Annotated in this window: 27 protein-coding genes; 24 read left to right on the plus strand and 3 right to left on the minus strand. The window is 43.7% G+C overall.

Annotated elements, in window-relative coordinates; all coding sequences use genetic code 11:
• Positions 1-6: 6 nt before the first annotated feature.
• Positions 7-756, minus strand: coding sequence for a 1-acyl-sn-glycerol-3-phosphate acyltransferase (locus NML69_RS07270; protein WP_254726037.1), 750 nt, complete (start codon positions 754-756; stop codon positions 7-9).
• 132 nt (positions 757-888) lie between these two features.
• Here NML69_RS07270 and NML69_RS07275 point away from each other — a divergent pair, with 132 nt between their 5' ends.
• The 6 genes from NML69_RS07275 to NML69_RS07300 all read left to right on the plus strand — a co-directional run bounded on the left by NML69_RS07275 (position 889) and on the right by NML69_RS07300 (position 7,996).
• A complete protein-coding gene (locus NML69_RS07275) occupies positions 889-3,225 on the plus strand; it encodes a cation-translocating P-type ATPase (protein ID WP_254726038.1) in 2,337 nt (778 codons plus the stop codon).
• Between the two features lie 101 nt (positions 3,226-3,326).
• Positions 3,327-4,004 (plus strand): tRNA (adenine(22)-N(1))-methyltransferase TrmK, encoded by a 678-nt coding sequence (locus NML69_RS07280; protein WP_125840786.1) that lies wholly within the window; start codon positions 3,327-3,329, stop codon positions 4,002-4,004.
• A complete protein-coding gene (locus NML69_RS07285) occupies positions 3,991-4,788 on the plus strand; it encodes a Nif3-like dinuclear metal center hexameric protein (RefSeq protein ID WP_254726040.1) in 798 nt (265 codons plus the stop codon). The genes NML69_RS07280 and NML69_RS07285 overlap by 14 nt, the downstream gene beginning before the upstream one ends.
• Positions 4,789-4,804: 16 nt before the next feature.
• Entirely contained in the window at positions 4,805-5,908 is a 1,104-nt protein-coding gene (locus tag NML69_RS07290; protein WP_254726042.1) for an FAD-binding oxidoreductase, read from the plus strand.
• Between the two features lie 101 nt (positions 5,909-6,009).
• Positions 6,010-7,029: a UDP-glucose 4-epimerase GalE gene (galE, locus tag NML69_RS07295; protein WP_001156534.1), complete on the plus strand. Its 1,020-nt coding sequence runs from the start codon at positions 6,010-6,012 to the stop codon at positions 7,027-7,029.
• Entirely contained in the window at positions 7,013-7,996 is a 984-nt protein-coding gene (locus NML69_RS07300; RefSeq protein WP_254726044.1) for a glycosyltransferase family 2 protein, read from the plus strand. The genes galE and NML69_RS07300 overlap by 17 nt, the downstream gene beginning before the upstream one ends.
• A 75-nt stretch (positions 7,997-8,071) precedes the next feature.
• On the opposite strand, the gene NML69_RS07305 is transcribed toward NML69_RS07300, so the two are convergent.
• On the minus strand, positions 8,072-8,275 hold the full coding sequence (locus tag NML69_RS07305) for a ferredoxin (RefSeq protein ID WP_002874767.1): 204 nt from the start codon (positions 8,273-8,275) through the stop codon (positions 8,072-8,074).
• 45 nt (positions 8,276-8,320) lie between these two features.
• On the opposite strand from NML69_RS07305, the gene NML69_RS07310 reads away from it, so the two are divergent.
• The 9 genes from NML69_RS07310 to whiA all read left to right on the plus strand — a co-directional run bounded on the left by NML69_RS07310 (position 8,321) and on the right by whiA (position 15,380).
• Complete coding sequence (locus tag NML69_RS07310) at positions 8,321-8,827, plus strand: SAG1386/EF1546 family surface-associated protein (RefSeq protein ID WP_254726046.1); 507 nt, start codon at positions 8,321-8,323, stop codon at positions 8,825-8,827.
• Between the two features lie 9 nt (positions 8,828-8,836).
• A complete protein-coding gene (gene cmk, locus NML69_RS07315) occupies positions 8,837-9,511 on the plus strand; it encodes a (d)CMP kinase (protein ID WP_254726048.1) in 675 nt (224 codons plus the stop codon).
• Between the two features lie 118 nt (positions 9,512-9,629).
• Entirely contained in the window at positions 9,630-10,136 is a 507-nt protein-coding gene (locus tag NML69_RS07320) for a dihydrofolate reductase (RefSeq protein WP_254726050.1), read from the plus strand.
• A 201-nt stretch (positions 10,137-10,337) separates the two neighbouring features.
• Positions 10,338-11,570, plus strand: a complete 1,233-nt coding sequence (clpX, locus tag NML69_RS07325) for an ATP-dependent Clp protease ATP-binding subunit ClpX (RefSeq protein WP_254726052.1) — start codon at positions 10,338-10,340, stop codon at positions 11,568-11,570.
• An 8-nt stretch (positions 11,571-11,578) separates the two neighbouring features.
• Positions 11,579-12,166 carry a ribosome biogenesis GTP-binding protein YihA/YsxC gene (gene yihA / locus NML69_RS07330; protein WP_000422595.1) on the plus strand — a complete coding sequence of 196 codons (588 nt, stop codon included), beginning with the start codon at positions 11,579-11,581 and terminating at the stop codon, positions 12,164-12,166.
• 9 nt (positions 12,167-12,175) lie between these two features.
• Positions 12,176-12,556, plus strand: a complete 381-nt coding sequence (locus NML69_RS07335) for a RidA family protein (RefSeq protein WP_001140420.1) — start codon at positions 12,176-12,178, stop codon at positions 12,554-12,556.
• 51 nt (positions 12,557-12,607) lie between these two features.
• On the plus strand, positions 12,608-13,498 hold the full coding sequence (rapZ, locus tag NML69_RS07340) for an RNase adapter RapZ (RefSeq protein ID WP_000163039.1): 891 nt from the start codon (positions 12,608-12,610) through the stop codon (positions 13,496-13,498).
• Positions 13,495-14,472, plus strand: a complete 978-nt coding sequence (locus NML69_RS07345; protein WP_001231053.1) for a YvcK family protein — start codon at positions 13,495-13,497, stop codon at positions 14,470-14,472. Before rapZ ends, NML69_RS07345 begins: the two co-directional genes overlap by 4 nt.
• On the plus strand, positions 14,469-15,380 hold the full coding sequence (whiA, locus tag NML69_RS07350) for a DNA-binding protein WhiA (RefSeq protein WP_254726054.1): 912 nt from the start codon (positions 14,469-14,471) through the stop codon (positions 15,378-15,380). The genes NML69_RS07345 and whiA overlap by 4 nt, the downstream gene beginning before the upstream one ends.
• A 31-nt stretch (positions 15,381-15,411) precedes the next feature.
• On the opposite strand, the gene NML69_RS07355 is transcribed toward whiA, so the two are convergent.
• Positions 15,412-16,380 carry an NAD(P)/FAD-dependent oxidoreductase gene (locus tag NML69_RS07355; protein ID WP_254726056.1) on the minus strand — a complete coding sequence of 323 codons (969 nt, stop codon included), beginning with the start codon at positions 16,378-16,380 and terminating at the stop codon, positions 15,412-15,414.
• Positions 16,381-16,505: 125 nt separating this feature from the next.
• Here NML69_RS07355 and cdaA point away from each other — a divergent pair, with 125 nt between their 5' ends.
• The 9 genes from cdaA (at position 16,506) to NML69_RS07400 (ending at position 25,417) form a co-directional block, all read left to right on the plus strand.
• Positions 16,506-17,363 (plus strand): diadenylate cyclase CdaA, encoded by an 858-nt coding sequence (gene cdaA / locus NML69_RS07360; RefSeq protein ID WP_033630051.1) that lies wholly within the window; start codon positions 16,506-16,508, stop codon positions 17,361-17,363.
• The gene (locus NML69_RS07365) at positions 17,350-18,147 is read left to right on the plus strand and encodes a YbbR-like domain-containing protein (RefSeq protein ID WP_254726059.1); all 798 of its coding nucleotides are present in this window, start codon (positions 17,350-17,352) and stop codon (positions 18,145-18,147) included. The genes cdaA and NML69_RS07365 overlap by 14 nt, the downstream gene beginning before the upstream one ends.
• Before the next feature lie 30 nt (positions 18,148-18,177).
• On the plus strand, positions 18,178-19,530 hold the full coding sequence (gene glmM, locus NML69_RS07370; protein ID WP_000521455.1) for a phosphoglucosamine mutase: 1,353 nt from the start codon (positions 18,178-18,180) through the stop codon (positions 19,528-19,530).
• 73 nt (positions 19,531-19,603) lie between these two features.
• Positions 19,604-19,978: a DUF1149 family protein gene (locus tag NML69_RS07375; protein ID WP_001050092.1), complete on the plus strand. Its 375-nt coding sequence runs from the start codon at positions 19,604-19,606 to the stop codon at positions 19,976-19,978.
• 2 nt (positions 19,979-19,980) lie between these two features.
• Positions 19,981-20,829, plus strand: coding sequence for a DegV family protein (locus tag NML69_RS07380; protein ID WP_254726061.1), 849 nt, complete (start codon positions 19,981-19,983; stop codon positions 20,827-20,829).
• 151 nt (positions 20,830-20,980) lie between these two features.
• Positions 20,981-21,748 carry a 4-hydroxy-tetrahydrodipicolinate reductase gene (gene dapB, locus NML69_RS07385; RefSeq protein ID WP_254726063.1) on the plus strand — a complete coding sequence of 256 codons (768 nt, stop codon included), beginning with the start codon at positions 20,981-20,983 and terminating at the stop codon, positions 21,746-21,748.
• Entirely contained in the window at positions 21,745-22,944 is a 1,200-nt protein-coding gene (locus NML69_RS07390) for a CCA tRNA nucleotidyltransferase (protein ID WP_254726065.1), read from the plus strand. Before dapB ends, NML69_RS07390 begins: the two co-directional genes overlap by 4 nt.
• Positions 22,941-24,809, plus strand: coding sequence for an ABC-F family ATP-binding cassette domain-containing protein (locus NML69_RS07395; protein WP_254726067.1), 1,869 nt, complete (start codon positions 22,941-22,943; stop codon positions 24,807-24,809). The genes NML69_RS07390 and NML69_RS07395 overlap by 4 nt, the downstream gene beginning before the upstream one ends.
• The gene (locus NML69_RS07400) at positions 24,806-25,417 is read left to right on the plus strand and encodes a hypothetical protein (protein WP_254726070.1); all 612 of its coding nucleotides are present in this window, start codon (positions 24,806-24,808) and stop codon (positions 25,415-25,417) included. Before NML69_RS07395 ends, NML69_RS07400 begins: the two co-directional genes overlap by 4 nt.
• The last annotated feature ends 48 nt before the right edge of the window (positions 25,418-25,465 follow it).

Consider the following 25,465-nt stretch of genomic DNA (forward strand, 5'->3'; position numbering starts at 1 on the left):
TATTTTTTAACCAAGAACCTCTCTCTTCTTATCTGGATTCCAGATGAAGCTTGCAATAAAGGTAAAGATAATCGTTAGGATACCAACAACCACAGCAAGGATGAGGGCTGGGATGCGGACAAACCACCAGAGTGGGTTTGGTTTTTTATCATTGTGCCATTGCTTGGTTTCTTCGTCCAAACGTTGGAATTCTGCTTGGATACGGTCTGCAACCATTTCAATCCCTTCATCATTCATTTTCTTGATGTCTGAGATATCGACAGGATTTCCAAAGTTCATATCCACACGCTCACGGCTAACCAAGCCTTTCAAGGTCATGGGACCGGTATAGGTAACAGGCATGATGCGAACCTTAGCCATTTTGGCAATCAAGGCAACTCCACCCTTGACATCATTTGAGTGACGGCTCCCACTTGGAAACATGATGAGAGAGCGGTCGCTTTTTTTGAGGACGTTGATAGGATACTTGATGGCAGAGGCACTAGGTTTTTCCCGATCGATAGGAAAGGCGCCACACATACGGATCCACCAGCCAAAGATACGGTTGTTAAACAGCTCTTTTTTTGCCATAAAGATGAACTGTTTTGGCTTGGTCGCAAAGGCCATGTAAACAGGATCCCACCAGGTACGGTGAGGTGCGACGAGGATATAGTTTTCGTCTCGGCTAGGGATTTTATCAGTATTGTGATAGTGGGCATTGCCATTGATGGACCACAAGATCAGCATGACTAGTCCACGCAAATAAGTATAAAACATGAGATCTCCTTCGATTGTATTGCTTTTATTATTATACCTTATCAAAAGACTACTGGCAAACTTTTTCAGTTATCAGCCAACAGTTTTAGATGGGATTAGAATTCTTTTAAAAAAAATGATATGATAGAATTCATGGATAAAAATAAGATTATGGGATTAACCCAAAGAGAAGTCAAGGAAAGACAGGCTCAAGGTTTGGTCAATGACTTTACCGCTTCAGCCAGTACCAGTACTTGGCAAATCATCAAACGAAATGTTTTTACACTTTTTAACGCATTAAACTTTATTATCGCTCTAGCGCTTGCTTTTGTGCAGGCTTGGAGCAATTTGGTTTTCTTTGCCGTTATTTGCTTTAACGCTTTTTCTGGGATTGTGACTGAGCTACGGGCCAAACATATGGTGGACAAGCTCAATCTCATGACCAAGGAAAAGGTCAAAACCATTCGTGATGGTCAAGAAGTTGCTCTCAATCCAGAAGAGTTGGTTCTAGGAGATGTCATTCGTTTGTCTGCTGGAGAGCAAATCCCTAGTGATGCACTGGTTCTGGAAGGATTTGCGGAAGTCAATGAAGCCATGTTGACGGGTGAGAGTGATTTGGCGCAAAAAGAAGTGGATGCCTTGCTCTTGTCAGGGAGTTTCCTAGCCAGTGGCGCAGTTTTGGCTCAAGTTCACCATGTCGGGGCAGAAAATTATGCTTCCAAACTCATGCTGGAAGCTAAGACAGTGAAACCGATCAACTCTCGAATTATGAAATCGCTGGACAAGCTAGCTGGTTTCACTGGGAAGATTATTATTCCCTTTGGTCTAGCTCTCTTGTTAGAAGCCTTGATGTTAAAAGGCTTGCCTCTTAAGTCTTCCGTTGTAAATTCGTCGACAGCCCTTTTGGGAATGTTGCCCAAGGGAATCGCCCTTTTGACCATTACTTCGCTCTTGACTGCGGTGATTAAGCTGGGCTTGAAAAAGGTTTTAGTGCAGGAGATGTACTCTGTCGAGACCTTGGCGCGCGTGGATATGCTTTGTTTGGACAAGACGGGCACCATCACCCAAGGAAAGATGCAGGTGGAGGCGGTTCTTCCGCTAACTCAAGCTTATGGTGATGAAGCTATTGCAAGTATCCTGACCAGTTATATGGCCCATAGTGAGGATAAAAATCCAACAGCTCAAGCCATTCGCCAGCGTTTCCAAGGACAGGTTGCCTATCCTATGATCTCGAATCTCCCTTTCTCAAGCGACCGCAAGTGGGGAGCCATGGAGTTAGAAGGGCTAGGAACGGTTTTCTTAGGTGCGCCTGAGATGTTATTGGACTCCGAAGTCCTAGAAGCTAGAGAGGCCTTGGAGAGAGGGTCTCGTGTCTTGGTCTTAGCTCTTAGTCAGGAAAAACTAGATCACCACAAACCACAGAAACCGTCTGATATTCAAGCCCTAGCCTTGCTGGAAATCTTGGACCCCATTCGAGAAGGAGCAGCTGAAACGCTAGATTATCTCCGTTCTCAGGAAGTGGGGCTCAAGATTATCTCTGGTGACAATCCAGTTACGGTTTCCAGCATTGCCCAGAAAGCTGGTTTTGCGGACTATGACAGCTATGTAGATTGTTCAAAAATCACGGATGAGGAATTGATTGCTATGGCTGAAGAGACAGCTATTTTCGGACGTGTTTCCCCTCATCAAAAGAAACTCATCATCCAAACGCTGAAAAAAGCGGGGCATACAACAGCTATGACAGGGGACGGGGTCAATGATATCCTGGCCCTTCGTGAAGCAGACTGTTCCATCGTGATGGCAGAGGGAGATCCGGCAACACGTCAGATTGCCAATCTAGTTCTCTTGAACTCAGACTTCAATGATGTTCCTGAGATTCTCTTTGAAGGTCGTCGTGTGGTTAATAATATTGCTCACATTGCACCGATTTTCTTGATAAAGACCATCTATTCCTTCTTGCTTGCAGTCATCTGTATCGCCAGTGCTCTTCTAGGACGGTCTGAGTGGATTTTGATTTTCCCCTTCATTCCAATCCAGATTACCATGATTGACCAATTCGTGGAAGGTTTCCCGCCATTCGTTCTGACTTTTGAGAGAAATATCAAACCTGTTGAACCAAACTTCCTCAGAAGATCCATGCTTCGTGCCCTACCAAGTGCCCTCATGGTCGTGTTCAGCGTTCTTTTTGTGAAAATTTTTGGAGCGAGTCAAGGTTGGTCTGAGTTAGAAATCTCAACCCTACTCTATTATCTCTTGGGCTCTATCGGTTTCTTATCCGTATTTAGAGCCTGTATGCCATTCACCCTCTGGCGTGTCCTCTTGATTGTCTGGTCTGTGGGAGGCTTCCTAGCTACAGCTCTCTTCCCAATGATTCAAAAGTTGCTTGAAATTTCAACCTTGACTGAACAAACGTTGCCTGTTTATGGGGCCATGATGCTGGTCTTTACCGTGATTTTCATCCTGACCAGTCGTTACCAAGCTAAAAAATAAAGAAAGACTGCAATCTGTGGATTGCGGTCTTTTTAGGCGCAAGATTGCTAGCTGAAATGTGGTATAATAAGAGGTAATAGAGTTTTGGAAAGTGAGAGAAGATGATTTCAAAGAGATTAGAATTGGTAGCTTCCTTTGTGCCACAGGGGGCCGTTTTACTAGATGTGGGGAGTGACCATGCTTATCTGCCTATCGAGTTAGTTGAGAGAGGCCAAATCAAAAGCGCCATTGCAGGTGAGGTGGTAGAAGGTCCCTACCAGTCTGCGGTCAAAAATGTTGAGACTCACGGCTTAAAGGAGAAAATCCAAGTCCGTTTAGCCAATGGCCTGGCAGCCTTTGAAGAAGTCGACCAAGTATCGGTTATCACCATTGCAGGTATGGGTGGCCGTTTGATTGCTACCATATTGGAAGAAGGCTTGGACAAGCTGGCTAATGTAGAACGTTTGATCCTTCAGCCCAATAATCGTGAAGACGACTTGCGTATCTGGTTGCAAGACAATGGTTTTCAGATTGTAGCAGAAAGCATCCTAGAAGAAGCTGGCAAATTCTACGAGATTTTGGTGGTGGAAGCTGGACAAATGAAGCTATCAGCTAGTGATGTTCGCTTTGGCCCCTTCTTGTCCAAAGAAGTCAGCCCAGTCTTCGTTCAAAAGTGGCAAAAAGAAGCAGCTAAGTTAGAGTTTGCTCTTGACCAAATCCCAGAGAAAAATCGAGAAGAACGTCAAGTTCTAGCTCATAAGATTCAAGCCATCAAGGAGATGCTCCATGTTAGCAAGTGAAGTGATTAAACGTTATGAAGACTTTTGTCCTCAGGAATTTTCCATGGAGGGAGACAGTCGTGGCCTGCAAATCGGTACTTTAGACAAGGATATCCAAAGGGTCATGGTTGCCCTTGATATTCGTGAAGACACGGTGGCAGAGGCTATTGAAAAGGGTGTGGATTTGATTATCGTTAAGCATGCGCCTATCTTTCGTCCGATTAAGGATTTGGTAGCCAGCCGTCCACAAAATCAGATTTACATCGACCTTATCAAGCATGACATTGCCGTTTATGTCAGTCATACTAATATCGACATTGTAGAGAATGGTCTCAATGACTGGTTCTGCCAGATGCTAGGCATTGAGGAGACGACTTATCTCCAGGAAACAGGCCCAGAACGTGGGATTGGGCGTATTGGTGACATTAAACCACAGACTTTTGGAGCATTTGCTCAGCATGTCAAGCAAGTCTTTGGTCTTGATAGTCTTCGCATGGTGCATTATCAAGAGAGTGATTTGAAGAAGGAAATTTCAAGAGTTGCCATTTGCGGTGGTAGTGGTCAGTCTCTCTATCCTGATGCTTTGGCAAAAGGAGCTGATGTCTATATCACTGGGGATATCTATTACCATACTGCCCAAGACATGCTGTCTGATGGTTTACTGGCATTGGATCCAGGACATTATATCGAAGTGCTTTTTGTGGAAAAAATCGCAGCACTCCTTACTCAATGGAAGGTAGAAAAGGACTGGTCTATTGATATTGTGCCGAGTCAAGCATCGACTAATCCTTTCCACCATATCTAGATAGAAGGTGAAGAAAATGAAAAAAGTTGCCATTATCGGAGCAGGGATTGTAGGGGCAACAGCTGCCTACTACCTCTCGAAAGAAAGTGACCTAGAGGTAACCGTTTTTGACCATGGACAGGGGCAAGCAACCAAGGCTGCAGCAGGAATTATCAGTCCTTGGTTTTCAAAACGCCGAAATAAAGCCTGGTACAAGATGGCGCGCTTGGGAGCTGACTTTTATGTGGATTTGTTGGATGATTTAGAAAAGTCTGGTCAAAAAATCGACTTTTATCAGCGTTCGGGAGTTTTCCTCTTGAAAAAGGACGAATCCAAGCTTGAGGAACTCTATGAACTAGCCCTCCAGCGCAGGGAAGAATCTCCCTTGATAGGTCAGTTAGCCATTCTGGACCAAACGTCTGCGAATGAATTATTCCCTGGCTTGCAGGGATTTGACCGCCTGCTCTATGCTTCTGGTGGAGCGAGAGTAGATGGTCAACTTCTAGTGGCTCGTCTACTAGAAGCCAGTCAGGTCAAGCCGGTCAAAGAAAAAGTGACTCTGACACCATTAGCATCAGGTTACCAGATTGGTGAAGAGGTGTTTGATCAGGTTATTTTGGCAACGGGAGCTTGGTTGGGAGACATTTTGGAGCCTTTAGGATATGAGGTAGATGTTCGTCCCCAAAAGGGACAGCTCCGAGATTATCAGCTCTCCAAAGACCTAGCATCTTACCCTGTTGTCATGCCAGAGGGGGAGTGGGATTTGATCCCTTTTGCAGGTGGGAAATTGTCCTTAGGCGCTACCCATGAAAATGATATGGGATTTGATTTGACGGTAGATGAAACCTTGCTCCAACAAATGGAGGCGGCGGCCTTGCCTCACTATCCAGCCTTGGCAGGAGTGAAATCATCGGGTGAGCGTGTGGGAATCCGTGCCTATACTAGTGATTTCTCCCCTTTCTTTGGGCAGGTACCAGGATTGGCAGGTGTCTATGCGGCTAGTGGTCTAGGTTCATCAGGTCTCACAACGGGTCCTATCATCGGTTACCATCTAGCCCAGCTGGTCCAAGACAAGGAGTTGACCTTGGACCCAGTAAACTATCCAATTGCAAACTATGTCAAACGGGTAAAAAGCGAATAAAATTTTACTGAAATTTTAGCAGGTAGTTTAGGATAGCAAATGACATTCCCTATCAAAAATGATAAAATAAGAAAAAATAATCCGAGAATCGAGGAAGAAAGATGCAAGAAAAGATTTTGGTAACTGGTGGTGCCGGATTTATTGGAACTCACACTGTTATTGAATTGATCCAAGCAGGTCATCAAGTGGTTGTGGTGGATAATCTTGTTAATAGCAATCGTAAAAGTTTAGAAGTTGTTGAGAGAATTACAGGAGTCGAGATTCCTTTTTATGAGGCAGATATCCGTGACACAGATACACTCAGAGATATTTTCAAGCAGGAAGAACCGACTGGTGTCATTCACTTTGCTGGTTTGAAGGCTGTTGGCGAATCAACACGCATCCCTCTTGCCTACTATGACAACAATATCGCTGGAACTGTCAGCCTTCTAAAAGCCATGGAAGAAAATAATTGTAAGAACATTATCTTCAGTTCTTCTGCGACAGTTTACGGAGATCCTCATACAGTTCCAATCTTAGAAGATTTCCCACTTTCAGTGACCAATCCATACGGTCGTACCAAGCTCATGCTAGAGGAAATTTTGACGGATATTTACAAGGCAGACTCAGAATGGAATGTGGTCTTGCTTCGTTACTTTAATCCAATCGGAGCGCATGAAAGTGGAGACTTGGGAGAAAATCCTAACGGAATTCCAAACAATCTCTTGCCTTATGTTTCACAAGTAGCAGTGGGCAAACTAGAACAAGTACAAGTGTTTGGAGATGATTACGATACAGAAGATGGAACAGGGGTTCGTGACTATATCCATGTCGTAGACCTAGCCAAAGGTCACGTTGCAGCTTTGAAAAAGCTTCAAAAAGGTTCAGGTCTTAATGTTTATAACCTTGGGACTGGTAAAGGTTACTCCGTTCTTGAAATTATCCAAAATATGGAAAAAGCAGTGGGACGTCCTATTCCTTACCGCATCGTAGAACGTCGCCCAGGTGATATCGCTGCTTGCTACTCAGACCCAGCAAAAGCTAAAGCAGAGCTCGGATGGGAAGCAGAACTCGACATTACCCAAATGTGTGAAGACGCATGGCGTTGGCAAAGCAAGCATCCAAATGGATTTGAAGACTAAGATGACGATTTCAATCATTGTCCCTTGTTTAAACGAAGAGGAAGTACTTCCTCTTTTTTATCAGTCTGTGGAAGCTCTGCTTCCAGAATTAGGAGCAAAGATCGAGTATGTCTTTGTAGACGATGGCTCTAGCGATGGAACCTTGGACCTTTTGAAGACCTATCGGGAGCAAAATCCTGCGGTATGTTATGTCTCATTCTCACGAAATTTTGGAAAAGAGGCAGCCTTATACGCAGGCTTGCAGCATGCAACTGGAGACTTGGTGGTCGTGATGGATGCAGACCTTCAGGATCCTCCCAGTATGCTACTTGAGATGAAGACCTTACTAGACCAGAATGCAGACTTGGACTGTGTTGGGACACGGAGAACTAGTCGGGAGGGAGAACCATTTTTCCGCAGTTTCTGTGCCGACCTCTTTTACCGCCTCATGCAAAAAATTAGCCCAGTGGCCTTGCCCTCAGGTGTCCGTGATTTTCGCATGATGAGAAGGTCTGTGGTAGATGCTATTTTAACACTGACCGAGTCCAATCGTTTTTCTAAAGGACTCTTTGTCTGGGTGGGTTTTAAAACGCACTATCTTGATTATCCAAACGTTGAACGACAGGCTGGCAAGACCAGTTGGAGTTTTAGACAACTCTTTTTCTACTCGATTGAAGGGATTCTTAACTTTTCAGATTTCCCCTTGAGTATAGCCTTTGTAGCGGGACTTCTATCTTGTTTTCTTTCGTTTGTGATGACATTTTTTGTAGTGTTTCGGACTCTTATCTTGGGAAATCCGACATCTGGTTGGACCTCTTTGATGGCTGTCATTCTCTTTCTTGGAGGGATTCAACTCCTGACGATTGGGATTCTCGGTAAGTATATCAGTAAGATTTATCTAGAGACCAAAAAAAGACCACTCTATCTCGTCAAAGAAAAAAGTGACCTTTCTATTATTGAAGGAAAAAATAACCAAAAAAGACTATAATTTTACCTAGAAATATGCTAAACTAGTAAGTGTGGGAAAAATGAGAAAAAATTAATAACATTCATTCCCTGCTTTCTACGATGGATCTTTTAGAAGTGCTCTTGTAGGACAATTTTTGATGGCCTCTAGAACATCGCTGGTCTCAGCGATTTCTCTTTGCAATTCAACTGGATCATCGTAAAATCGAACGATTCCATTATCATGGTAATCAAAGAGTTCAGAATAGGTTTGGCAGAGCCCGCAGGCGATGCACCGTTCGGGTATAAGTGTGACTTTCATATTTATATTGTAATAAGAAAATGTAAAAAAAACAAGGAGTAAGGTATGGAAAAAGAACCGTGGCAAGAAGATATCTACGAAAACAATGAGGAAGAAACAAGATCAGAGCGTCGACACCGGAAACAAAAAGGGAAAGGCGTTGTTGCCAATCGTGTCTTGACGGTTCTAGCTAGCCTCTTCTTTGTAATTGTTGTAGCGATGGTAGTTGTATTGATTTACCTATCAACCGGAGGAAGCAATCGTACTTCATCTTTGAAGGACTTCTATGATGCATCGTCTCCTTCTACAAGTTCAAGTTCCAAAGTGGAAGAATCATCATCTTCAAGTAGCAAGGTAGAGGAAACAGCTTCTTCTGAATCAACACCTTCAGAGAGCAGTTCGGAAGAACATACAGAGGGTGAAGGAACACTTACAGTACAGCCTGGAGAGGGAGAAGCGGCTCTTGCTCAACGTGCAGGGATTTCCATTGCCCAGCTAGAAGCCCTAAATCCTTCTCACATGTCATCTGGATCTTGGTTTGCCAACCCGGGTGATGTGATTAAGACAAGATAGGAGTCGGTCATGAAGACAATTCAAATTGCTATCGATGGTCCAGCTTCGAGTGGTAAGAGTACGGTCGCAAAGATTGTCGCTAAGGATTTTGGTTACACTTATCTTGATACGGGTGCTATGTACCGTGCTGCGACTTATATAGCGCTCAAGCACCAGTTGGATGCAGGAAATGTAGACCAACTTCTTGAGCTTCTTAACCAACACCCCATTAGTTTTGGTCGTTCAGAAACAGGTGAGCAACTTGTTTTTGTAGGGGATGTTGATATTACTCATCCGATTCGTGAAAATGAAGTGACCAATAAAGTTTCAAGCATTGCTGCCATTCCTGAGGTGCGTGAGAAACTGGTTTCGCTCCAGCAAGAGATTGCTCAGCAAGGTGGTATCGTCATGGATGGGCGTGATATCGGGACAGTTGTTTTACCACAAGCTGAACTCAAGATTTTCCTAGTGGCTTCTGTTGAAGAAAGAGCAGAGCGTCGTTACAAGGAAAATATTGCTAAAGGGATTGAGACTAACTTGGAAACGTTGAAAGAAGAGATTGCGGCGCGTGACTACAAGGATAGTCATCGTGAGACCTCACCTCTCAAACAGGCTGAGGATGCAGTTTACCTTGACACAACTGGACTAAGTATCCAAGAAGTGGTTGAAAAAATTGAATCTGAAGCAAAAAAATATATGTCCTAGGGACGAGAGGAGCAGGCTGAATGAAGCCTGCTCCTTTTCTCTCTTTTGCGCGCGTTTCAAAACAGCCTTTTTGGGAGAATTTTGATAAAATAGTAGTATCAATAAAAAGGACGGAAGCATGACAAAGAAAATCATAGCCATTTGGGCCCAAGATGAAAAAGGTGTGATTGGGAAGGAAAATCGTCTCCCTTGGCATTTGCCAGCAGAGTTGCAACATTTTAAGGAAACAACTTTAAATCATGCTATACTGATGGGGCGAGTGACCTTTGATGGCATGGGACGTCGTCTGCTTCCAAAACGGCAAACCTTGATTTTAACGCGCAATAGCGAAGAAATCATAGATGGGGCGTTCGTATTTCAAGATGTGGAGTCTGTTTTAGCGTGGTATCAGAGTCAGGAAAAAAATCTCTATATCATTGGCGGAAAGCAGATTTTTCAGGCTTTTGAGCCTTATTTAGATGAAATCATCGTGACACAGATTCATGCTCAGGTGGAGGGAGATACCTATTTCCCTGAAGAGTTTGACTTGTCTCGTTTTGAGACAGTTGCAAGTAAATCTCACACCCGAGATGAGAAAAACGACTATGATTTTACCATCGAATACCGAGATAGAAAGGAAGTCTAATGGAGCGCAGTATATTTGGATTTTTTACAGCTTTTTTGTGTGTGATCTGTATTTTGACTGGAGCACAGGCTTTTCGTAAGAAGCGCTATGGACTGTCTGCCTTACTCTGGTTGAATGCTTTTACTAATCTGGTGAACAGTGTCCACGCTTTTTATATGACCTTATTTTAGATAGAATGATAAATTAGAATGGAAGGAAATCATGCCTACAAATAGGAAAAATGATATGATGGTTTATTGCTCATTTTGTGGCAAGAGCCAAGAAGAAGTAAAGAAAATAATCGCTGGGAACAACGCCTTTATCTGTAATGAATGTGTGGAGTTGGCCCAGGAAATCATTCGGGAGGAGTTGGCCGAGGAAGTTTTGGCAGACTTGTCTGAAGTACCAAAACCAATCGAACTCCTCAATATCCTAAACCACTATGTGATTGGTCAGGATCGTGCCAAACGTGCCTTGGCAGTGGCTGTATACAATCACTATAAACGCATTAATTTCCACGATACGCGTGAAGAGTCAGAAGATGTGGATTTGCAGAAGTCAAATATCCTGATGATTGGTCCAACTGGTTCAGGGAAAACTTTCTTGGCTCAGACTTTGGCTAAGAGCTTGAACGTGCCTTTTGCCATTGCAGATGCGACAGCTCTGACTGAGGCTGGGTATGTGGGTGAGGATGTGGAAAATATCCTCCTCAAACTCTTGCAGGCTGCTGACTTTAATATCGAACGTGCAGAACGTGGGATTATCTATGTGGATGAAATTGACAAGATTGCCAAGAAGAGCGAGAATGTGTCTATCACACGTGACGTTTCGGGTGAAGGGGTGCAACAAGCCCTTCTCAAGATTATCGAGGGAACTGTCGCTAGCGTGCCGCCTCAAGGAGGACGCAAACATCCACAACAAGAGATGATTCAGGTAGATACTAAAAATATCCTCTTTATCGTGGGTGGTGCTTTTGATGGCATCGAAGAAATCGTTAAACAACGTCTGGGTGAAAAAGTTATTGGCTTTGGCCAAAATAACAAGGCGATTGACGAAAACAGCTCCTACATGCAAGAAATCATCGCAGAAGACATTCAAAAATTTGGGATTATTCCAGAGTTGATTGGACGCTTGCCTGTTTTTGCAGCTCTTGAGCAATTGACGGTCAATGACTTGGTTCGCATCTTGAAAGAACCAAGAAATGCCTTGGTGAAACAATATCAAACCTTGCTTTCTTATGATGATGTTGAGTTGAAATTTGACGACGAAGCCCTTCAAGAAATTGCCAATAAGGCTATCGAACGCAAGACAGGGGCGCGTGGTCTTCGTTCTATCATCGAAGAAACCATGCTAGATGTTATGTTTGAAGTACCGAGTCAGGAAAATGTGAAATTGGTCCGCATCACAAAAGAAGCTGTCGATGGAACGGAAAAACCAATCCTAGAAACAGCCTAGAGGTGACTATGGAACTTAATACACACAATGCTGAAATCTTGCTCAGTGCGGCCAATAAATCCCACTATCCGCAAGATGACCTGCCAGAGATTGCCCTTGCAGGGCGTTCAAATGTTGGCAAATCTAGCTTTATCAACACCATGCTGAACCGCAAGAATCTTGCTCGTACATCGGGGAAACCTGGTAAAACCCAGCTACTCAACTTCTTTAACATTGATGACAAGATGCGCTTTGTGGATGTACCAGGTTATGGCTATGCCCGCGTTTCCAAAAAGGAGCGTGAAAAGTGGGGGCGCATGATTGAGGAGTACCTGACGACTAGGGAAAATCTCCGTGCGGTTGTCAGTTTGGTGGATCTCCGCCACGACCCGTCAGCAGATGATGTGCAGATGTATGAATTTCTCAAGTATTATGAGATTCCAGTTATCATCGTTGCGACCAAGGCGGACAAGATTCCTCGTGGTAAGTGGAATAAGCACGAATCAGCAATCAAAAAGAAATTAAACTTTGACCCAAGTGACGACTTCATCCTCTTTTCATCTGTTAGCAAGGCAGGGATGGATCAGGCTTGGGATGCAATATTAGAAAAATTGTGAGGGAAAGAAATGGCAAAAACAATTCATACAGACAAAGCTCCAAAAGCAATCGGACCATATGTTCAAGGGAAAATCGTTGGCAATCTTTTGTTTGCTAGCGGTCAAGTTCCCCTATCTCCTGAAACTGGAGAAATTGTAGGAGAAACGATCCAAGAACAGACAGAACAAGTCTTGAAAAATATCGGTGCTATTTTGGCAGAAGCAGGAACAGACTTTGACCATGTTGTCAAAACAACTTGCTTCTTGAGTGATATGAATGACTTTGTTCCTTTTAACGAGGTTTACCAGACTGCCTTTAAAGAGGAATTTCCAGCTCGTTCAGCTGTAGAGGTTGCACGTCTTCCTCGTGATGTAAAAGTCGAAATTGAAGTGATCGCAGAGATTGGATAAGCTAGTTGAAGTTTGGCTCTGCCAAACTTTTTTTGATATAAGGAGAGATAGATGACAAAGAAACAACTTCACCTGGTGATTGTGACAGGGATGAGTGGTGCAGGGAAAACGGTAGCCATTCAGTCCTTCGAGGATTTGGGATATTTCACTATTGACAATATGCCACCAGCCCTCTTGCCAAAGTTTTTGCAGTTGGTAGAGACCAAGGATGATGACCATAAGTTAGCCCTAGTAGTCGATATGCGGAGCCGTTCCTTCTTTTCAGAGATTCAGGCAGTTTTGGATGAATTGGAAAACCAAGATGATTTGGACTTCAAAATCCTCTTTTTAGACGCAGCAGATAAGGAATTGGTGGCCCGTTACAAGGAAACCAGACGGAGTCACCCTCTAGCAGCGGATGGTCGGATTTTGGACGGCATCAAGCTGGAGCGCGAGCTCTTGGCACCTTTGAAAAACATGAGCCAAAATGTGGTGGATACGACAGAACTTACTCCGCGTGAACTTCGTAAAACCATTGCTGAGCAATTTTCAGACCAAGAACAGGCCCAGTCTTTCCGTATCGAAGTCATGTCTTTTGGATTCAAGTATGGTATTCCTATCGATGCAGACTTGGTCTTTGATGTCCGTTTCTTGCCAAATCCATACTACCTCCCTGAACTCCGTAATCAGACAGGTGAGGATCAAGCAGTTTATGACTATGTGATGAATCATGAAGAGTCTGAAAGTTTCTATCAGCACTTACTCGCCTTGATTGAGCCCATTTTGCCAAGTTACAAAAAAGAAGGCAAGTCTGTTTTAACCATTGCAGTAGGATGTACAGGTGGACAACACCGTAGTGTTGCCTTTGCCAAGCGCATAGCTGAGGACCTTGCTAAAAACTGGCCTGTCAATGAAAGCCATCGTGACAAAGACAGAAGAAAGGAAACGGTAAACCGTTCATGAGAAAACCAAAGATAACGGTAATTGGTGGAGGAACTGGTATCCCCGTCATTTTGAAAAGCTTGCGAGAAAAGGATGTTGATATCGCAGCCATCGTAACGGTAGCTGATGATGGCGGATCTTCTGGTGAGCTAAGAAAGAATATCCAACAGCTGACACCACCAGGCGATCTTCGCAATGTTCTGGTAGCCATGTCGGATATGCCTAAATTTTATGAGAAGGTTTTTCAGTACCGCTTTTCAGAAGACGCTGGTGCTTTTGCGGGTCATCCTCTAGGAAATATCATTATAGCAGGACTTTCTGAAATGCAAGGGTCCACTTACAATGCCATGCAGCTGCTAAGTCTCTTTTTCCACACAACAGGAAAAATCTACCCCTCAAGCGATCAGCCTTTGACACTGCATGCAGTCTTTAAAGACGGTTCTGAGGTGGCAGGTGAGAGCCACATTGCAGATCATCCAGGTATGATTGACCATGTCTATGTGACCAATACCTTGGATGATGAAACACCCCAAGCCAGCCGTCGAGTGGTCAATACCATTCTCGAGAGTGATATGATCGTCTTGGGGCCTGGTTCCCTCTTTACATCGATTTTGCCGAATATTGTCATCGAGGAGATTGGACAGGCTCTCTTGGAGACTAAGGCAGAGATCGCCTATGTCTGCAATATCATGACCCAGCGTGGGGAAACAGAGCACTTTTCAGACAGTGACCACGTGGAAGTCCTCCATCGACACTTAGGTCGGCCATTTATTGATACGGTCTTGGTTAATATCGAAAAGGTTCCTAGAGAATACATGGATACCAACCGTTTTGATGAATATTTGGTTCAGGTAGAGCATGATTTTGCTGGTCTTTGTAAGCAGGTTCCTCGTGTGATTTCATCCAACTTCCTTCGTTTGGAAAATGGAGGGGCCTTCCATGATGGCGATTTGATTGTAGATGAATTGATGCGCATTATACAGGTGAGAAAATGAGTTTTACAGTTGCAGTAAAAGAGGAAATTCTTGGTCAACACCATCTCAGTCGTTATGAACTATCGGCCATCATCAAGATGTCTGGTAGCATCGGTCTCTCGACTTCTGGTCTGACCTTGTCTGTTGTGACTGAAAATGCTAAGTTGGCTCGGCATCTCTATGAGTCCTTTCTCCATTTTTATGAGATTAAGTCTGAGATTCGTCACCATCAGAGAAGCAATCTTCGTAAGAATCGTGTCTATACGGTCTATACCGATGAGAGAGTGCAGGAGCTTTTAGCTGATTTGCGGCTTGCGGATTCCTTCTTTGGTTTGGAGACGGGTATTGATCCCGATATTTTAGCAGATGAGGAAGCTGGACGTGCCTACTTATGTGGGGCCTTTCTGGCAAATGGTAGTATTCGAGATCCTGAGTCTGGCAAGTACCAGTTGGAGATCAGTTCCGTTTATCTGGACCACGCTCAAGGACTAGCCTCTCTTCTTCAGCAGTTTTTGCTGGACGCCAAGGTTATTGAGCGCAAGAAAGGTGCAGTTACCTATCTCCAGCGTGCAGAAGACATCATGGATTTCTTGATCGTGATTGGGGCCATGCAGGCGCGTGATAATTTTGAGCGCGTTAAGATTTTGCGTGAAACCCGTAACGACCTCAATCGCGCCAATAACGCTGAAACAGCCAATATCGCTCGGACAGTTTCTGCCAGCATGAAGACTATCAATAATATCAGTAAAATCAAAGATAGAATGGGTTTGGAAAATTTACCAGTGGATTTGCAGGAGGTGGCTCGTTTGAGGATTCAGCATCCAGACTACTCTATCCAGCAGTTGGCGGATAGCCTGAGCAATCCCCTGACCAAAAGTGGTGTCAACCACAGACTCAGAAAGATAAATAAATTAGCGGAAGAACTATAAAACCACGAATCGTTGATTCGTGGTTCTTTTATTATAAACTGGTCGAGTGTTTGGGTTGAACTTTTTGTTCTGGGTCAATGTAGTTAATAGCATTGTTGACAGCAGTTGGAGCTTCACCTAGTCCTGTAGCGATCAAATCAATTTTACCATCATAGTAGCAGCAGTCCCCGATGGCATAGATACCTGCTTGGCTAGATTCTTGCTTGCTATTGACGATAATCTTGTGACGGTTGAGGTCCAGCCCCCAATTTTTAAGATTGCCAACAGATGATTTGAAACCATAGTTGACAAAGAGATGGTCTACTTCGATAATTTCGGTTTCATCTGATTTGACTTTGGTGATTTCTAGTTTGTCGAGTGTTTTACCATCTCCAAGGAGTTGGCTAGAGACGAACGGTGTCTTGATGGTCACAGATGATTCTTGCAAGGCTTGCACACTATGTTCCAAGGCGCGGAAATTATCTCGACGATGAACAAGAGTAGTTGGGGCAATCTTTTCAAAAGCCAGAGCCCAGTCCACTGCGGAGTCCCCGCCACCAAGGATGGTTACTTTCTTGCCAGCGTATTGTTGGATATTGGAAACGTGGTAGTGGATATTTTCATAGTCTTCAACACCGTCTAATTCGAGTGGACGTGGTTTAAAGGCACCACCACCCATGGCAATGATGACTGTTTTGGTCAGGTGACTTCCCTTGTTGGTTGTGATGGTAAAACCTTGATCTTGTTTCTCTATTTCAAGAACAGTTTCGTTGAGGTGAACAGGTGTTTCAAAGCCGTTTAGCTGTTCAATCAAGCGATTGGTCAGCTCTTCCCCAGTTAAGTTTGGAAAACCTGGCACATCAAGGATTTGCTTCTCAGGATAGAGGATGGCAGGCTGGCCACCTAGCTGGGGAAGGGAGTCGATGATTTGGACTTTGGCTTGGCGTAGGTGGGCGTAAAAGGCAGCAAAGAGCCCGACAGGACCGCCACCTACAATGGTAATATCATAGAGTTGAGACATGATTTCTCCTTCGTTTTTTCTAATCAGTTTATTTTATCATATTTTTGCTTAATTTAAAATGAGGTAGGATAGGGAAAAAATGGTATAATGGTACAGAAAGTGTTTTGATAGGGAGGAGGCCAGGGATGAATTTTCAACCATTATCCAATTTGCAATACTGGACGAGTTTGTTTTCAAGCCCTTGGACAATAGTCACCAATCTGATTGATATTCTCATTGTGACATATATTTTATATCATTTTACCAAAGCGATTGCAGGAACTAAAATCATGATCTTAGTTCGGGGAGTTTTGGTCTTTATTCTAGGCCAGATTCTGTCCAATATGATTGGTTTAACGACCATTTCGTGGTTGATCAATCAGATAATCACTTACGGGGTTATCGCAGCAGTAGTTATCTTTTCACCAGAGATTCGGACTGGTTTGGAGAGATTGGGCCGGGCTACGGATTTCTTCTACAATGCCCCTATTAGTGCGGAAGAGCAAATGGTTCGTGCATTTGTCAAATCAGTCGAGTACATGAGCCCTCGTAAGATTGGTGCTCTGGTAGCAGTTCAGCGAGTGAGAACCTTGCAGGAGTATATCTCAACTGGAATTCCTCTAGATGCTAAAATTTCCTCTGAGTTATTGATTAATATCTTTATCCCCAATACACCCTTGCACGATGGTGCGGTCATTGTCAGAGAAGACAGGATTGCCGTAACTTCAGCCTACCTACCCCTGACTGAAAATACAGGAATTTCCAAGGAGTTTGGGACACGTCACAGGGCGGCGATTGGTTTGTCAGAAGTATCGGATGCTCTTACCTTTGTGGTTTCTGAGGAAACAGGTGGAATCTCAATCACCTATAATGGAGTCTTTAAGCATGATTTGACCTTGGAAGAATTTGAATCGGAGTTAAGAAGAATCTTGCTTCCGACATCAGAGAAAAAACAGGGTCTGAAAGAGCGTTTGCTAGGAGGATTGAAACATGAGAAAAAATAGTCTTTATATTATTTCTTCCTTCTTTTTCGCCTGCATCCTCTTTATCTATGCGACTTCAACAAACTATCAGAATAGCAATAGTGCTAGACAGGTGCGGACAGAAACCTATACCAATACGGTTCTTAATGTCCCAATCGATATTCAGTATGACAATGCTCAGTACTTTATCAGTGGTTTTACATCTGAAGTGACCGTCTTTCTGACTGGGTCAAACAGAGTTGCTTTGGCGAGTGAGATGCAGGAAAGCACTCGGAAATTCAAGGTCAAAGCTGACTTAACCAATGCCAGTGTAGGAACCATCGAAGTTCCCCTGACTATTGAAAATTTACCGAGTGGTTTGACGGCTGTTGCGACACCGCAAAAGATAACAGTCAAGGTTGGTAAAAAAGCAAAACGTGATAATGTAATCGTTGTGCCGGAGATTGACCCTAGTCAGATTGATTCTCGTGTGAAAATTGATACAGTTACTGTATCAGATGAAAAAGTAACGGTTATTAGTGACGAGGAAACTCTCTCTAGAGTAGATCGTGTCATTGCCATCTTGCCAACGAGTGAACGGATAACAGGTAACTATTCGGCTTCTGTTCCTCTACAAGCAGTCGATAAAAATGGAAATGTCTTGCCAAGCGTCATTATGCCATTTGACACTACAATGAAAATTACAACTAAGACAGCATCGTCTAGCTCGAGTTCTTCGTCAACAACCTCGTCAACAGGCTCCTCGACTAGCAGCTCGTCTTCAACGAGTTCAGAAACAAAACCAGACTCGTCTAAACAAGAATAAATAAAAAAGTAGAAAAGGATGATTAACAACATGGGTAAATATTTTGGGACCGATGGAGTCCGTGGAGAAGCAAACGTAGAACTGACGCCAGAATTGGCCTTTAAACTGGGACGTTTTGGTGGTTATGTTCTTAGCCAACACGAAACAGAAGCCCCTAAAGTCTTTGTAGGACGTGATACACGCATCTCAGGAGAAATGCTAGAATCTGCCTTAGTGGCAGGTCTCCTCTCTGTAGGGATTCACGTCTACAAACTCGGTGTCCTTGCAACACCAGCAGTAGCTTATTTGGTCAAAACTGAGGGAGCCAGTGCAGGTGTCATGATTTCCGCTAGTCACAACCCAGCCCTTGATAATGGAATTAAATTCTTTGGTGGGGATGGCTTTAAACTTGATGATGAAAAAGAAGCAGAAATCGAAGCCTTGTTGGATGCTACAGAAGACACCCTTCCTCGTCCAAGTGCCGAAGGCTTGGGAACCTTAGTGGACTATCCAGAAGGTTTACGTAAGTATGAAGGCTACCTTGTTTCAACTGGAACTCCTCTTGAAGGAATGAAAGTGGCCTTGGATACAGCTAACGGTGCAGCGTCTACGAGTGCTCGTCAAATCTTTGCAGACCTTGGAGCTCAAATAACTGTTATCGGTGAGACACCAGATGGTCTTAATATCAACTTGAATGTGGGTTCTACACATCCAGAAGCTCTTCAAGAAGTGGTCAAAGAAAGCCAGTCAGCCATTGGTTTGGCCTTTGACGGAGACAGTGACCGTTTGATTGCTGTTGATGAAAATGGCGACATTGTCGATGGTGATAAGATCATGTACATCATCGGGAAATACCTTTCTGAAAAAGGACAGTTGGCTCAAAACACCATCGTGACAACGGTTATGTCTAACCTTGGCTTCCATAAGGCCTTGGAGAGTGCTGGCATTAACAAGGCAGTGACTGCTGTTGGTGACCGCTATGTCGTTGAAGAAATGAGAAAATCAGGCTACAACCTTGGTGGTGAACAATCAGGTCACGTTATCTTAATGGATTACAATACAACTGGTGATGGTCAACTATCAGCTGTCCAATTGACTAAAATCATGAAAGAAACAGGCAAGAGCTTGTCTCAATTGGCATCAGAAGTGACGATTTACCCACAAAAACTGGTCAATATCCGAGTGGAAAATGCCATGAAAGAAAAAGCCATGGAAGTACCAGCCATTAAAACGATCATCGAAAAGATGGAAGAAGAAATGGCAGGGAACGGTCGTATCCTTGTCCGCCCAAGTGGAACAGAACCCCTCTTGCGTGTCATGGCAGAAGCTCCTACGACAGAAGAAGTTAACTACTACGTAGATACGATTGCTGCTGTTGTTAAAGATGAAATCGGAATTGACTAAAGCCTAGAAAACTAGATGAAATGATAAAAATGTGGTACAATTGCATAGTAAATTGTAGCAATGGGAGAGAAAAATGAATCTTAAACGAGAACAAGAATTTGTTAGCCAGTATCACTTTGATGCTCGTAACTTTGAATGGGAAAATGAAAATGGAGCTCCTGAAACCAAGGTAGACGTGAACTTTCAGTTGCTCCAACATGATCAAGAAAACCAAGTGACTTCGCTTGTTGTTATCTTGAGTTTCATGATTGTCTTTGACAAATTTGTCATCAGCGGAACGATTTCCCAAGTTAACCATGTGGAAGGTCGCATTGTTAACGAACCAAGCGAATTTAACCAAGAAGAAGTCGAAACCTTGGCACGTCCATGTTTAAACATGCTTAATCGTTTGACGTATGAAGTAACAGAAATCGCCTTGGATCTTCCAGGGATTAATTTGGAGTTTTAGCCATGAAATTAGCTGTCATTACAGATTCTTCAGCCTATTTAGAGGAGAAGATGCTGCAAAGAGAGAACCTATTTATCTTGGATATTCCTGTTAACATTGATGGGGAGGAGTATGTTGAAGGTGTCAATCTGACTGCTGAGGAATTTTATCAAAAAATGGCTCAGTCTGCAGAATTGCCTAAAACTAGTCAACCAAGTATTGCCAAATTGGATGAGATTCTAAGTTCCTTGAAAGATGAAGGCTATACCCATGTCTTGGGACTCTTTCTTTCGTCTGGAATTTCAGGTTTTTATCAGAACATCCAATACATGTTGGATGAGTATGATGGCTTGACCATTGCCTTTCCAGATACCCATATCACAAGTTCCCCTCTAGGATTTATGGTAGAGAGTGTCTTTGAATGGGCAGAACAAGGGGATGATTTTGCCCAGATTCAGGAGAAGTTGGCTATCCAAATTGCTGATAATTCAGCCTTTATCATAGTAGATGACCTCGACCACTTGGTTAAGGGAGGACGTTTGTCAAATGGGGCAGCCGTCTTAGGGAATCTCCTCAGTATCAAGCCTATCCTTTACTTTAATGACCAAGGTGTGATTGAAGTTTACGAAAAAGTTCGTACGGAAAAGAAGGCAATCAAACGTTTGGTAGAAATCATCAAGGATTTGACAAAAGATGGGGACTACCGTATAACAGTCATTCATGGGAACGCTCCTCAAAAGGCAGCGGATTTACGTCAGCTTTTGATGGAGAGTGGTGTGACTGCTGAGATTCCAATTGATACCTTTGGTAGTGTCATTGGGACTCACCTTGGAGAAGGTAGTATCGCCTTGAGCTATACACCAATCGTCTAAATTGTTCTTACAGGCTTTGTATCTTAGAAATTGAACACGGGCTACCTGCCTCTTGAAAAAAGATGCCTGTCTTGTCTTTCATGGAAAGTCAGCGTCATTCCCTATTTTTCATGGGCAGCTAACGTCCTTTGTATCTTAGTCAGGAGTAGAGATGAGTATTCGAGTAATTATTGCCGGTTTTAAGGGAAAGATGGGTCAAGCTGCTTGTCAGATGGTCTTGGCTGATCCAGACTTGGACTTGGTCGCAGTTTTGGATCCGTTTGAGTCTGAGTCAGAGTGGCAGGGAATTCCTGTCTTCAATGATAAGGCTGCCTTGGCTGGTTTTGAAGCGCATGTCTGGGTAGACTTTACAACACCAGCCGTTGCTTACGAAAATACGCGCTTTGCTCTTGAAAATGGCTTTGCTCCAGTGGTGGGAACAACAGGCTTCACTAGTGAAGAAATTGCAGAACTAAAAGCATTTTCCCGTGAACAAGATTTGGGTGGCTTGATTGCCCCTAACTTTGCCTTGGGAGCTGTCTTGCTCATGCAATTTGCGGCGCAGGCTGCCAAATATTTCCCAAATGTGGAGATTATCGAGCTCCATCATGACAAAAAAAAAGATGCTCCGAGTGGAACAGCCATTAAAACAGCTGAGTTGATGGCAGAAGTTCGAGAGTCTATCCAGCAAGGTGCGCCTGATGAGGAAGAATTGATTGCTGGTGCCCGTGGTGCTGACTTTGATGGCATGCGGGTCCACTCAGTTCGTCTACCAGGCTTGGTAGCCCATCAGGAAGTCATCTTTGGCAATCAGGGAGAAGGATTGACCCTCCGTCATGACTCCTATGATCGTAGCTCCTTCATGACAGGGGTCAATTTGGGAATCAAAGAAGTTGTCAAGCGTCATGAGCTTGTCTATGGATTAGAACACTTATTATGAGATTAACGCAAATGCCTTCTGAATTTCAGAAGGCTTTACCAGTATTAGAAAAAATTAAAGAAGCAGGCTTTGAGGCCTATTTTGTTGGGGGCTCTGTTCGAGATGCCCTCCTCAATCGTCCCATACACGATGTGGATATCGCGACTTCTTCCTATCCAGAGGAGACCAAGCAGATTTTTCCGCGAACAGCTGATATCGGAATCGAGCACGGAACTGTCTTAGTTTTAGATGGTGACGAGGAGTATGAGGTAACCACCTTTCGGACAGAAGATGTCTATGTAGACTATCGCAGACCCAGTGCGGTTTCCTTTGTGCGCTCGCTAGAAGAAGATCTCAAGCGCCGTGATTTCACAGTCAACGCTTTTGCCTTGGATGAGACAGGAGAAATCATCGATTTGTTCGATGGTCTCAAAGATCTGGAAAACCAAGTCTTGCGAGCAGTAGGTATAGCCAGTGAGCGTTTTAACGAGGATGCTCTGCGCATTATGCGTGGTTTTCGTTTTCAGGCCAGTCTTGGTTTTGAACTTGAGCCAGAAACTTTTGAAGCGATGAAGACTTTGACGCCACTCTTGGAGAAAATTTCTGTAGAGCGCACCTTCGTTGAGTTTGATAAACTCTTGCTGGCACCTTTTTGGCGAGTTGGTCTGTCTTCCATGATTGAGAGTCGAGCTTATGACTATCTTCCAGATATGGCAGGGAGCCAGGACAAGCTCAACAAACTGTTTGATTTGGAAACTGATTTCACTTTTGAGTCTTCCGAACAAGCCTGGGCGGCTCTATTGTGGGCTTTGGAGATTAAAGATGCACAGCCATTTTTGAAAGCTTGGAAAACCTCACGCCAGTTTGCTAAGCAGGTTCAGGATTTGCTGACTATTTTGGCTTTGCGAGAAGAAGGTGAGTTGAGCAAGCGCGATTGTTACCGCTTTGACTTGGATTCCCTTCTACAAGCTGAAAGGCTTCGTCAGGCCCAAGGAAAAGCAGTCAATCATCAAGCAATTACAGAAACTTACCAGAGTTTGACCATTCATGACAAGAAAGAAATCCAGATTAACGGTGGTATTTTAATCAAGGAATATGGTTACCAACCAGGTCCAGATTTGGGAGAGATTTTAGCAGAGATTGAGTTTGCCATTGTCGATGGTGACTTGGAGAATGACCGTGATGCCATTCATACTTACCTGAGGGAGAAAAAATGAGTGATTTTATCGTTGAAAAACTAAGCAAATCCGTCGGAGACAAGACCGTTTTTAAGGATATTTCCTTTATTATCCATGATTTGGATAGAATTGGTCTGATTGGTGTTAATGGAACGGGTAAGACAACCCTTTTGGACGTCCTTTCTGGCACTTTTGGCTTTGATGGGGACGTTAGCCCCTTTTCAGCTAAGAATGATTATAAGATTGGTTACTTGACCCAGAATCCAGACTTTGATGATAGCAAGACGGTCTTGGATACGGTTCTGTCCAGCGACCTCAAGGAAATTCAGCTGATTCGTGAGTATGAGTTGATCATGCTCAACTACAGTGAGGACAAGCAGGCTCGTTTGGAACGGGTCATGGCAGAGATGGACTCTCTCCAAGCTTGGGAAATTGAAAGCCAGGTCAAGACGGTTCTCAGCAAGCTAGGTATTCAGGACTTGTCGACTCCAGTTGGTGAATTGTCAGGTGGTCTGAGAAGACGGGTCCAGTTGGCGCAAGTTCTCCTAGGAAACCACGACCTCTTGCTTCTGGATGAGCCGACCAACCACCTGGACATTGCGACCATTGAGTGGCTGACCCTTTTTTTGAAAAATTCCAAGAAGACAGTTCTCTTTATCACCCATGATCGCTATTTCCTAGATGCACTGTCAACACGAATTTTCGAGTTAGACCGAGCAGGCTTGACCGAGTATCAGGGGAATTATCAGGATTATGTTCGCCTTAAGGCGGAGCAAGATGAGCGTGACGCTGCTCTCCTTCACAAAAAGGAGCAACTCTATAAGCAAGAATTAGCCTGGATGCGAAGACAACCGCAAGCGCGTGCGACCAAGCAGCAAGCTCGTATCAATCGTTTCCACGATTTGAAAAAAGAAGTTTCAGATGGCGTTGCTGATACAGACTTGACCATGAACTTTGAAACCAGTCGGATTGGGAAAAAAGTCATCGAGTTTCAGAATGTTTCCTTCGCCTATGAAAACAAGCCCATTTTGCAAGATTTTAATCTCTTGGTGCAAGCTAAAGACCGTATCGGTATCGTTGGGGACAACGGTGTTGGGAAGTCAACCCTGCTTAACCTCATCGCAGGGAGTCTTGAGCCGACTAAAGGTCAAGTTATCATCGGTGAGACGGTTCGCATTGCCTATTTCTCTCAACAAATCGAAGGCTTAGACGAGAGCAAGCGCGTTATCAATTACCTGCAGGAAGTAGCAGAAGAGGTTAAGACCAGTGGTGGTTCTACGACTTCCATTGCAGAGTTGCTAGAGCAATTCCTCTTTCCACGTTCGACGCATGGAACCTTGATTGAGAAATTGTCTGGTGGAGAGAAAAAACGCCTTTATCTCCTCAAACTACTCCTTGAAAAACCTAATGTTCTTCTTTTGGACGAGCCGACAAATGACCTAGATATTGCGACCTTGACAGTTTTGGAAAATTTCTTGCAGAGCTTTGCAGGGCCAGTATTGACAGTCAGCCACGATCGCTATTTCCTTGATAAGGTAGCGACCAAGATTCTCGCCTTTGAGAATGGCAGCATCCGTACTTTCTTTGGTCATTATACCGACTATCTTGATGAAAAAGCCTTTGAAACAGAGATGGCCGATCAAGTGCAAAAGGCAGAAAAGGAGAAAGTAGTCAAGGTCCGTGAAGACAAGAAACGCATGACCTACCAAGAAAAGCAGGAGTGGGCAAGCATTGAAGGCGATATTGAAGCCTTGGAAAATCGTATCGCTGCTATTGAGGAAGAAATGCAGGCAAATGGCTCTGACTTTGGCAAACTGGCCACGCTTCAGAAAGAGCTAGACGAGAAAAACGAAGAACTCCTTGAAAAATACGAACGCTATGAATATTTAAGTGAGTTGGTATGATGGAAGAAAAAGTCATTAAACGTAGTCCCAAGAAAATCATTTGGAATGCCTTGTTTGGCCTAGCTTCGGTGCTTTTCTTCTTGTTACCTCTCTATTATCTCCATTCGTATTCGCAAAAGGGGACGGGACTTCATACGGTAAGTCTTTTGTTGATGCTGTTTGTACTTTTTTGTGCTGGAGTAGTCATTTATCAGACATACAGACTGTTAAGTTCCGATAAGGAATATTTGAGATTTACTGTCGAGGGATTTTACTACAAACCAAACCCAAAGAAACCCAGTCATTTTTATGCTTGGGCAGATGTAGAGGAATTTTCCTTTTCTCGGATTCGAGGGAAGTACAGGGATTCTTATCGGATTGGAGTCTATTTTAAAAACAAGGAAAATGTGAAATCCCAATCCTTTCTAGCTCTACTGAAGAGAAGGTGTCTCCCTTTTTATCCGTCAGCAGATTTGATCATCCCTATCTTTCTACTAGATGTAGGACTTCCTGAAAGGGTCTATGAGACCATGAAGTACTATGAAAGAGAATGGCGTATTGAACAAAATCGTCAAGCTAGAAAACAGACAAAACAAGGTTCGAAAAGCAAATCTTCCAAACTGTCATAGTTCGTCTTTACTTAAAGTAAAATAATTAAAAAGACCCTATCCATTGGA

The sequence above is a fragment of the Streptococcus sp. CF8-6 genome, assembly GCF_024295845.1.
In the GTDB taxonomy this organism is placed as follows: Bacteria; Bacillota; Bacilli; order Lactobacillales; family Streptococcaceae; genus Streptococcus; species Streptococcus oralis_BO.

Coding starts and splice junctions, on each gene's coding strand:
- NML69_RS07270 (WP_254726037.1), bottom strand. CDS start 756: ATGTTTTATACTTATTTGCGTGGACTAGTCATGCTGATCTTGTGGTCC.
- NML69_RS07275 (WP_254726038.1), top strand. CDS start 889: ATGGATAAAAATAAGATTATGGGATTAACCCAAAGAGAAGTCAAGGAA.
- NML69_RS07280 (WP_125840786.1), top strand. CDS start 3,327: ATGATTTCAAAGAGATTAGAATTGGTAGCTTCCTTTGTGCCACAGGGG.
- NML69_RS07285 (WP_254726040.1), top strand. CDS start 3,991: ATGTTAGCAAGTGAAGTGATTAAACGTTATGAAGACTTTTGTCCTCAG.
- NML69_RS07290 (WP_254726042.1), top strand. CDS start 4,805: ATGAAAAAAGTTGCCATTATCGGAGCAGGGATTGTAGGGGCAACAGCT.
- galE (WP_001156534.1), top strand. CDS start 6,010: ATGCAAGAAAAGATTTTGGTAACTGGTGGTGCCGGATTTATTGGAACT.
- NML69_RS07300 (WP_254726044.1), top strand. CDS start 7,013: ATGGATTTGAAGACTAAGATGACGATTTCAATCATTGTCCCTTGTTTA.
- NML69_RS07305 (WP_002874767.1), bottom strand. CDS start 8,275: ATGAAAGTCACACTTATACCCGAACGGTGCATCGCCTGCGGGCTCTGC.
- NML69_RS07310 (WP_254726046.1), top strand. CDS start 8,321: ATGGAAAAAGAACCGTGGCAAGAAGATATCTACGAAAACAATGAGGAA.
- cmk (WP_254726048.1), top strand. CDS start 8,837: ATGAAGACAATTCAAATTGCTATCGATGGTCCAGCTTCGAGTGGTAAG.
- NML69_RS07320 (WP_254726050.1), top strand. CDS start 9,630: ATGACAAAGAAAATCATAGCCATTTGGGCCCAAGATGAAAAAGGTGTG.
- clpX (WP_254726052.1), top strand. CDS start 10,338: ATGCCTACAAATAGGAAAAATGATATGATGGTTTATTGCTCATTTTGT.
- yihA (WP_000422595.1), top strand. CDS start 11,579: ATGGAACTTAATACACACAATGCTGAAATCTTGCTCAGTGCGGCCAAT.
- NML69_RS07335 (WP_001140420.1), top strand. CDS start 12,176: ATGGCAAAAACAATTCATACAGACAAAGCTCCAAAAGCAATCGGACCA.
- rapZ (WP_000163039.1), top strand. CDS start 12,608: ATGACAAAGAAACAACTTCACCTGGTGATTGTGACAGGGATGAGTGGT.
- NML69_RS07345 (WP_001231053.1), top strand. CDS start 13,495: ATGAGAAAACCAAAGATAACGGTAATTGGTGGAGGAACTGGTATCCCC.
- whiA (WP_254726054.1), top strand. CDS start 14,469: ATGAGTTTTACAGTTGCAGTAAAAGAGGAAATTCTTGGTCAACACCAT.
- NML69_RS07355 (WP_254726056.1), bottom strand. CDS start 16,380: ATGTCTCAACTCTATGATATTACCATTGTAGGTGGCGGTCCTGTCGGG.
- cdaA (WP_033630051.1), top strand. CDS start 16,506: ATGAATTTTCAACCATTATCCAATTTGCAATACTGGACGAGTTTGTTT.
- NML69_RS07365 (WP_254726059.1), top strand. CDS start 17,350: ATGAGAAAAAATAGTCTTTATATTATTTCTTCCTTCTTTTTCGCCTGC.
- glmM (WP_000521455.1), top strand. CDS start 18,178: ATGGGTAAATATTTTGGGACCGATGGAGTCCGTGGAGAAGCAAACGTA.
- NML69_RS07375 (WP_001050092.1), top strand. CDS start 19,604: ATGAATCTTAAACGAGAACAAGAATTTGTTAGCCAGTATCACTTTGAT.
- NML69_RS07380 (WP_254726061.1), top strand. CDS start 19,981: ATGAAATTAGCTGTCATTACAGATTCTTCAGCCTATTTAGAGGAGAAG.
- dapB (WP_254726063.1), top strand. CDS start 20,981: ATGAGTATTCGAGTAATTATTGCCGGTTTTAAGGGAAAGATGGGTCAA.
- NML69_RS07390 (WP_254726065.1), top strand. CDS start 21,745: ATGAGATTAACGCAAATGCCTTCTGAATTTCAGAAGGCTTTACCAGTA.
- NML69_RS07395 (WP_254726067.1), top strand. CDS start 22,941: ATGAGTGATTTTATCGTTGAAAAACTAAGCAAATCCGTCGGAGACAAG.
- NML69_RS07400 (WP_254726070.1), top strand. CDS start 24,806: ATGATGGAAGAAAAAGTCATTAAACGTAGTCCCAAGAAAATCATTTGG.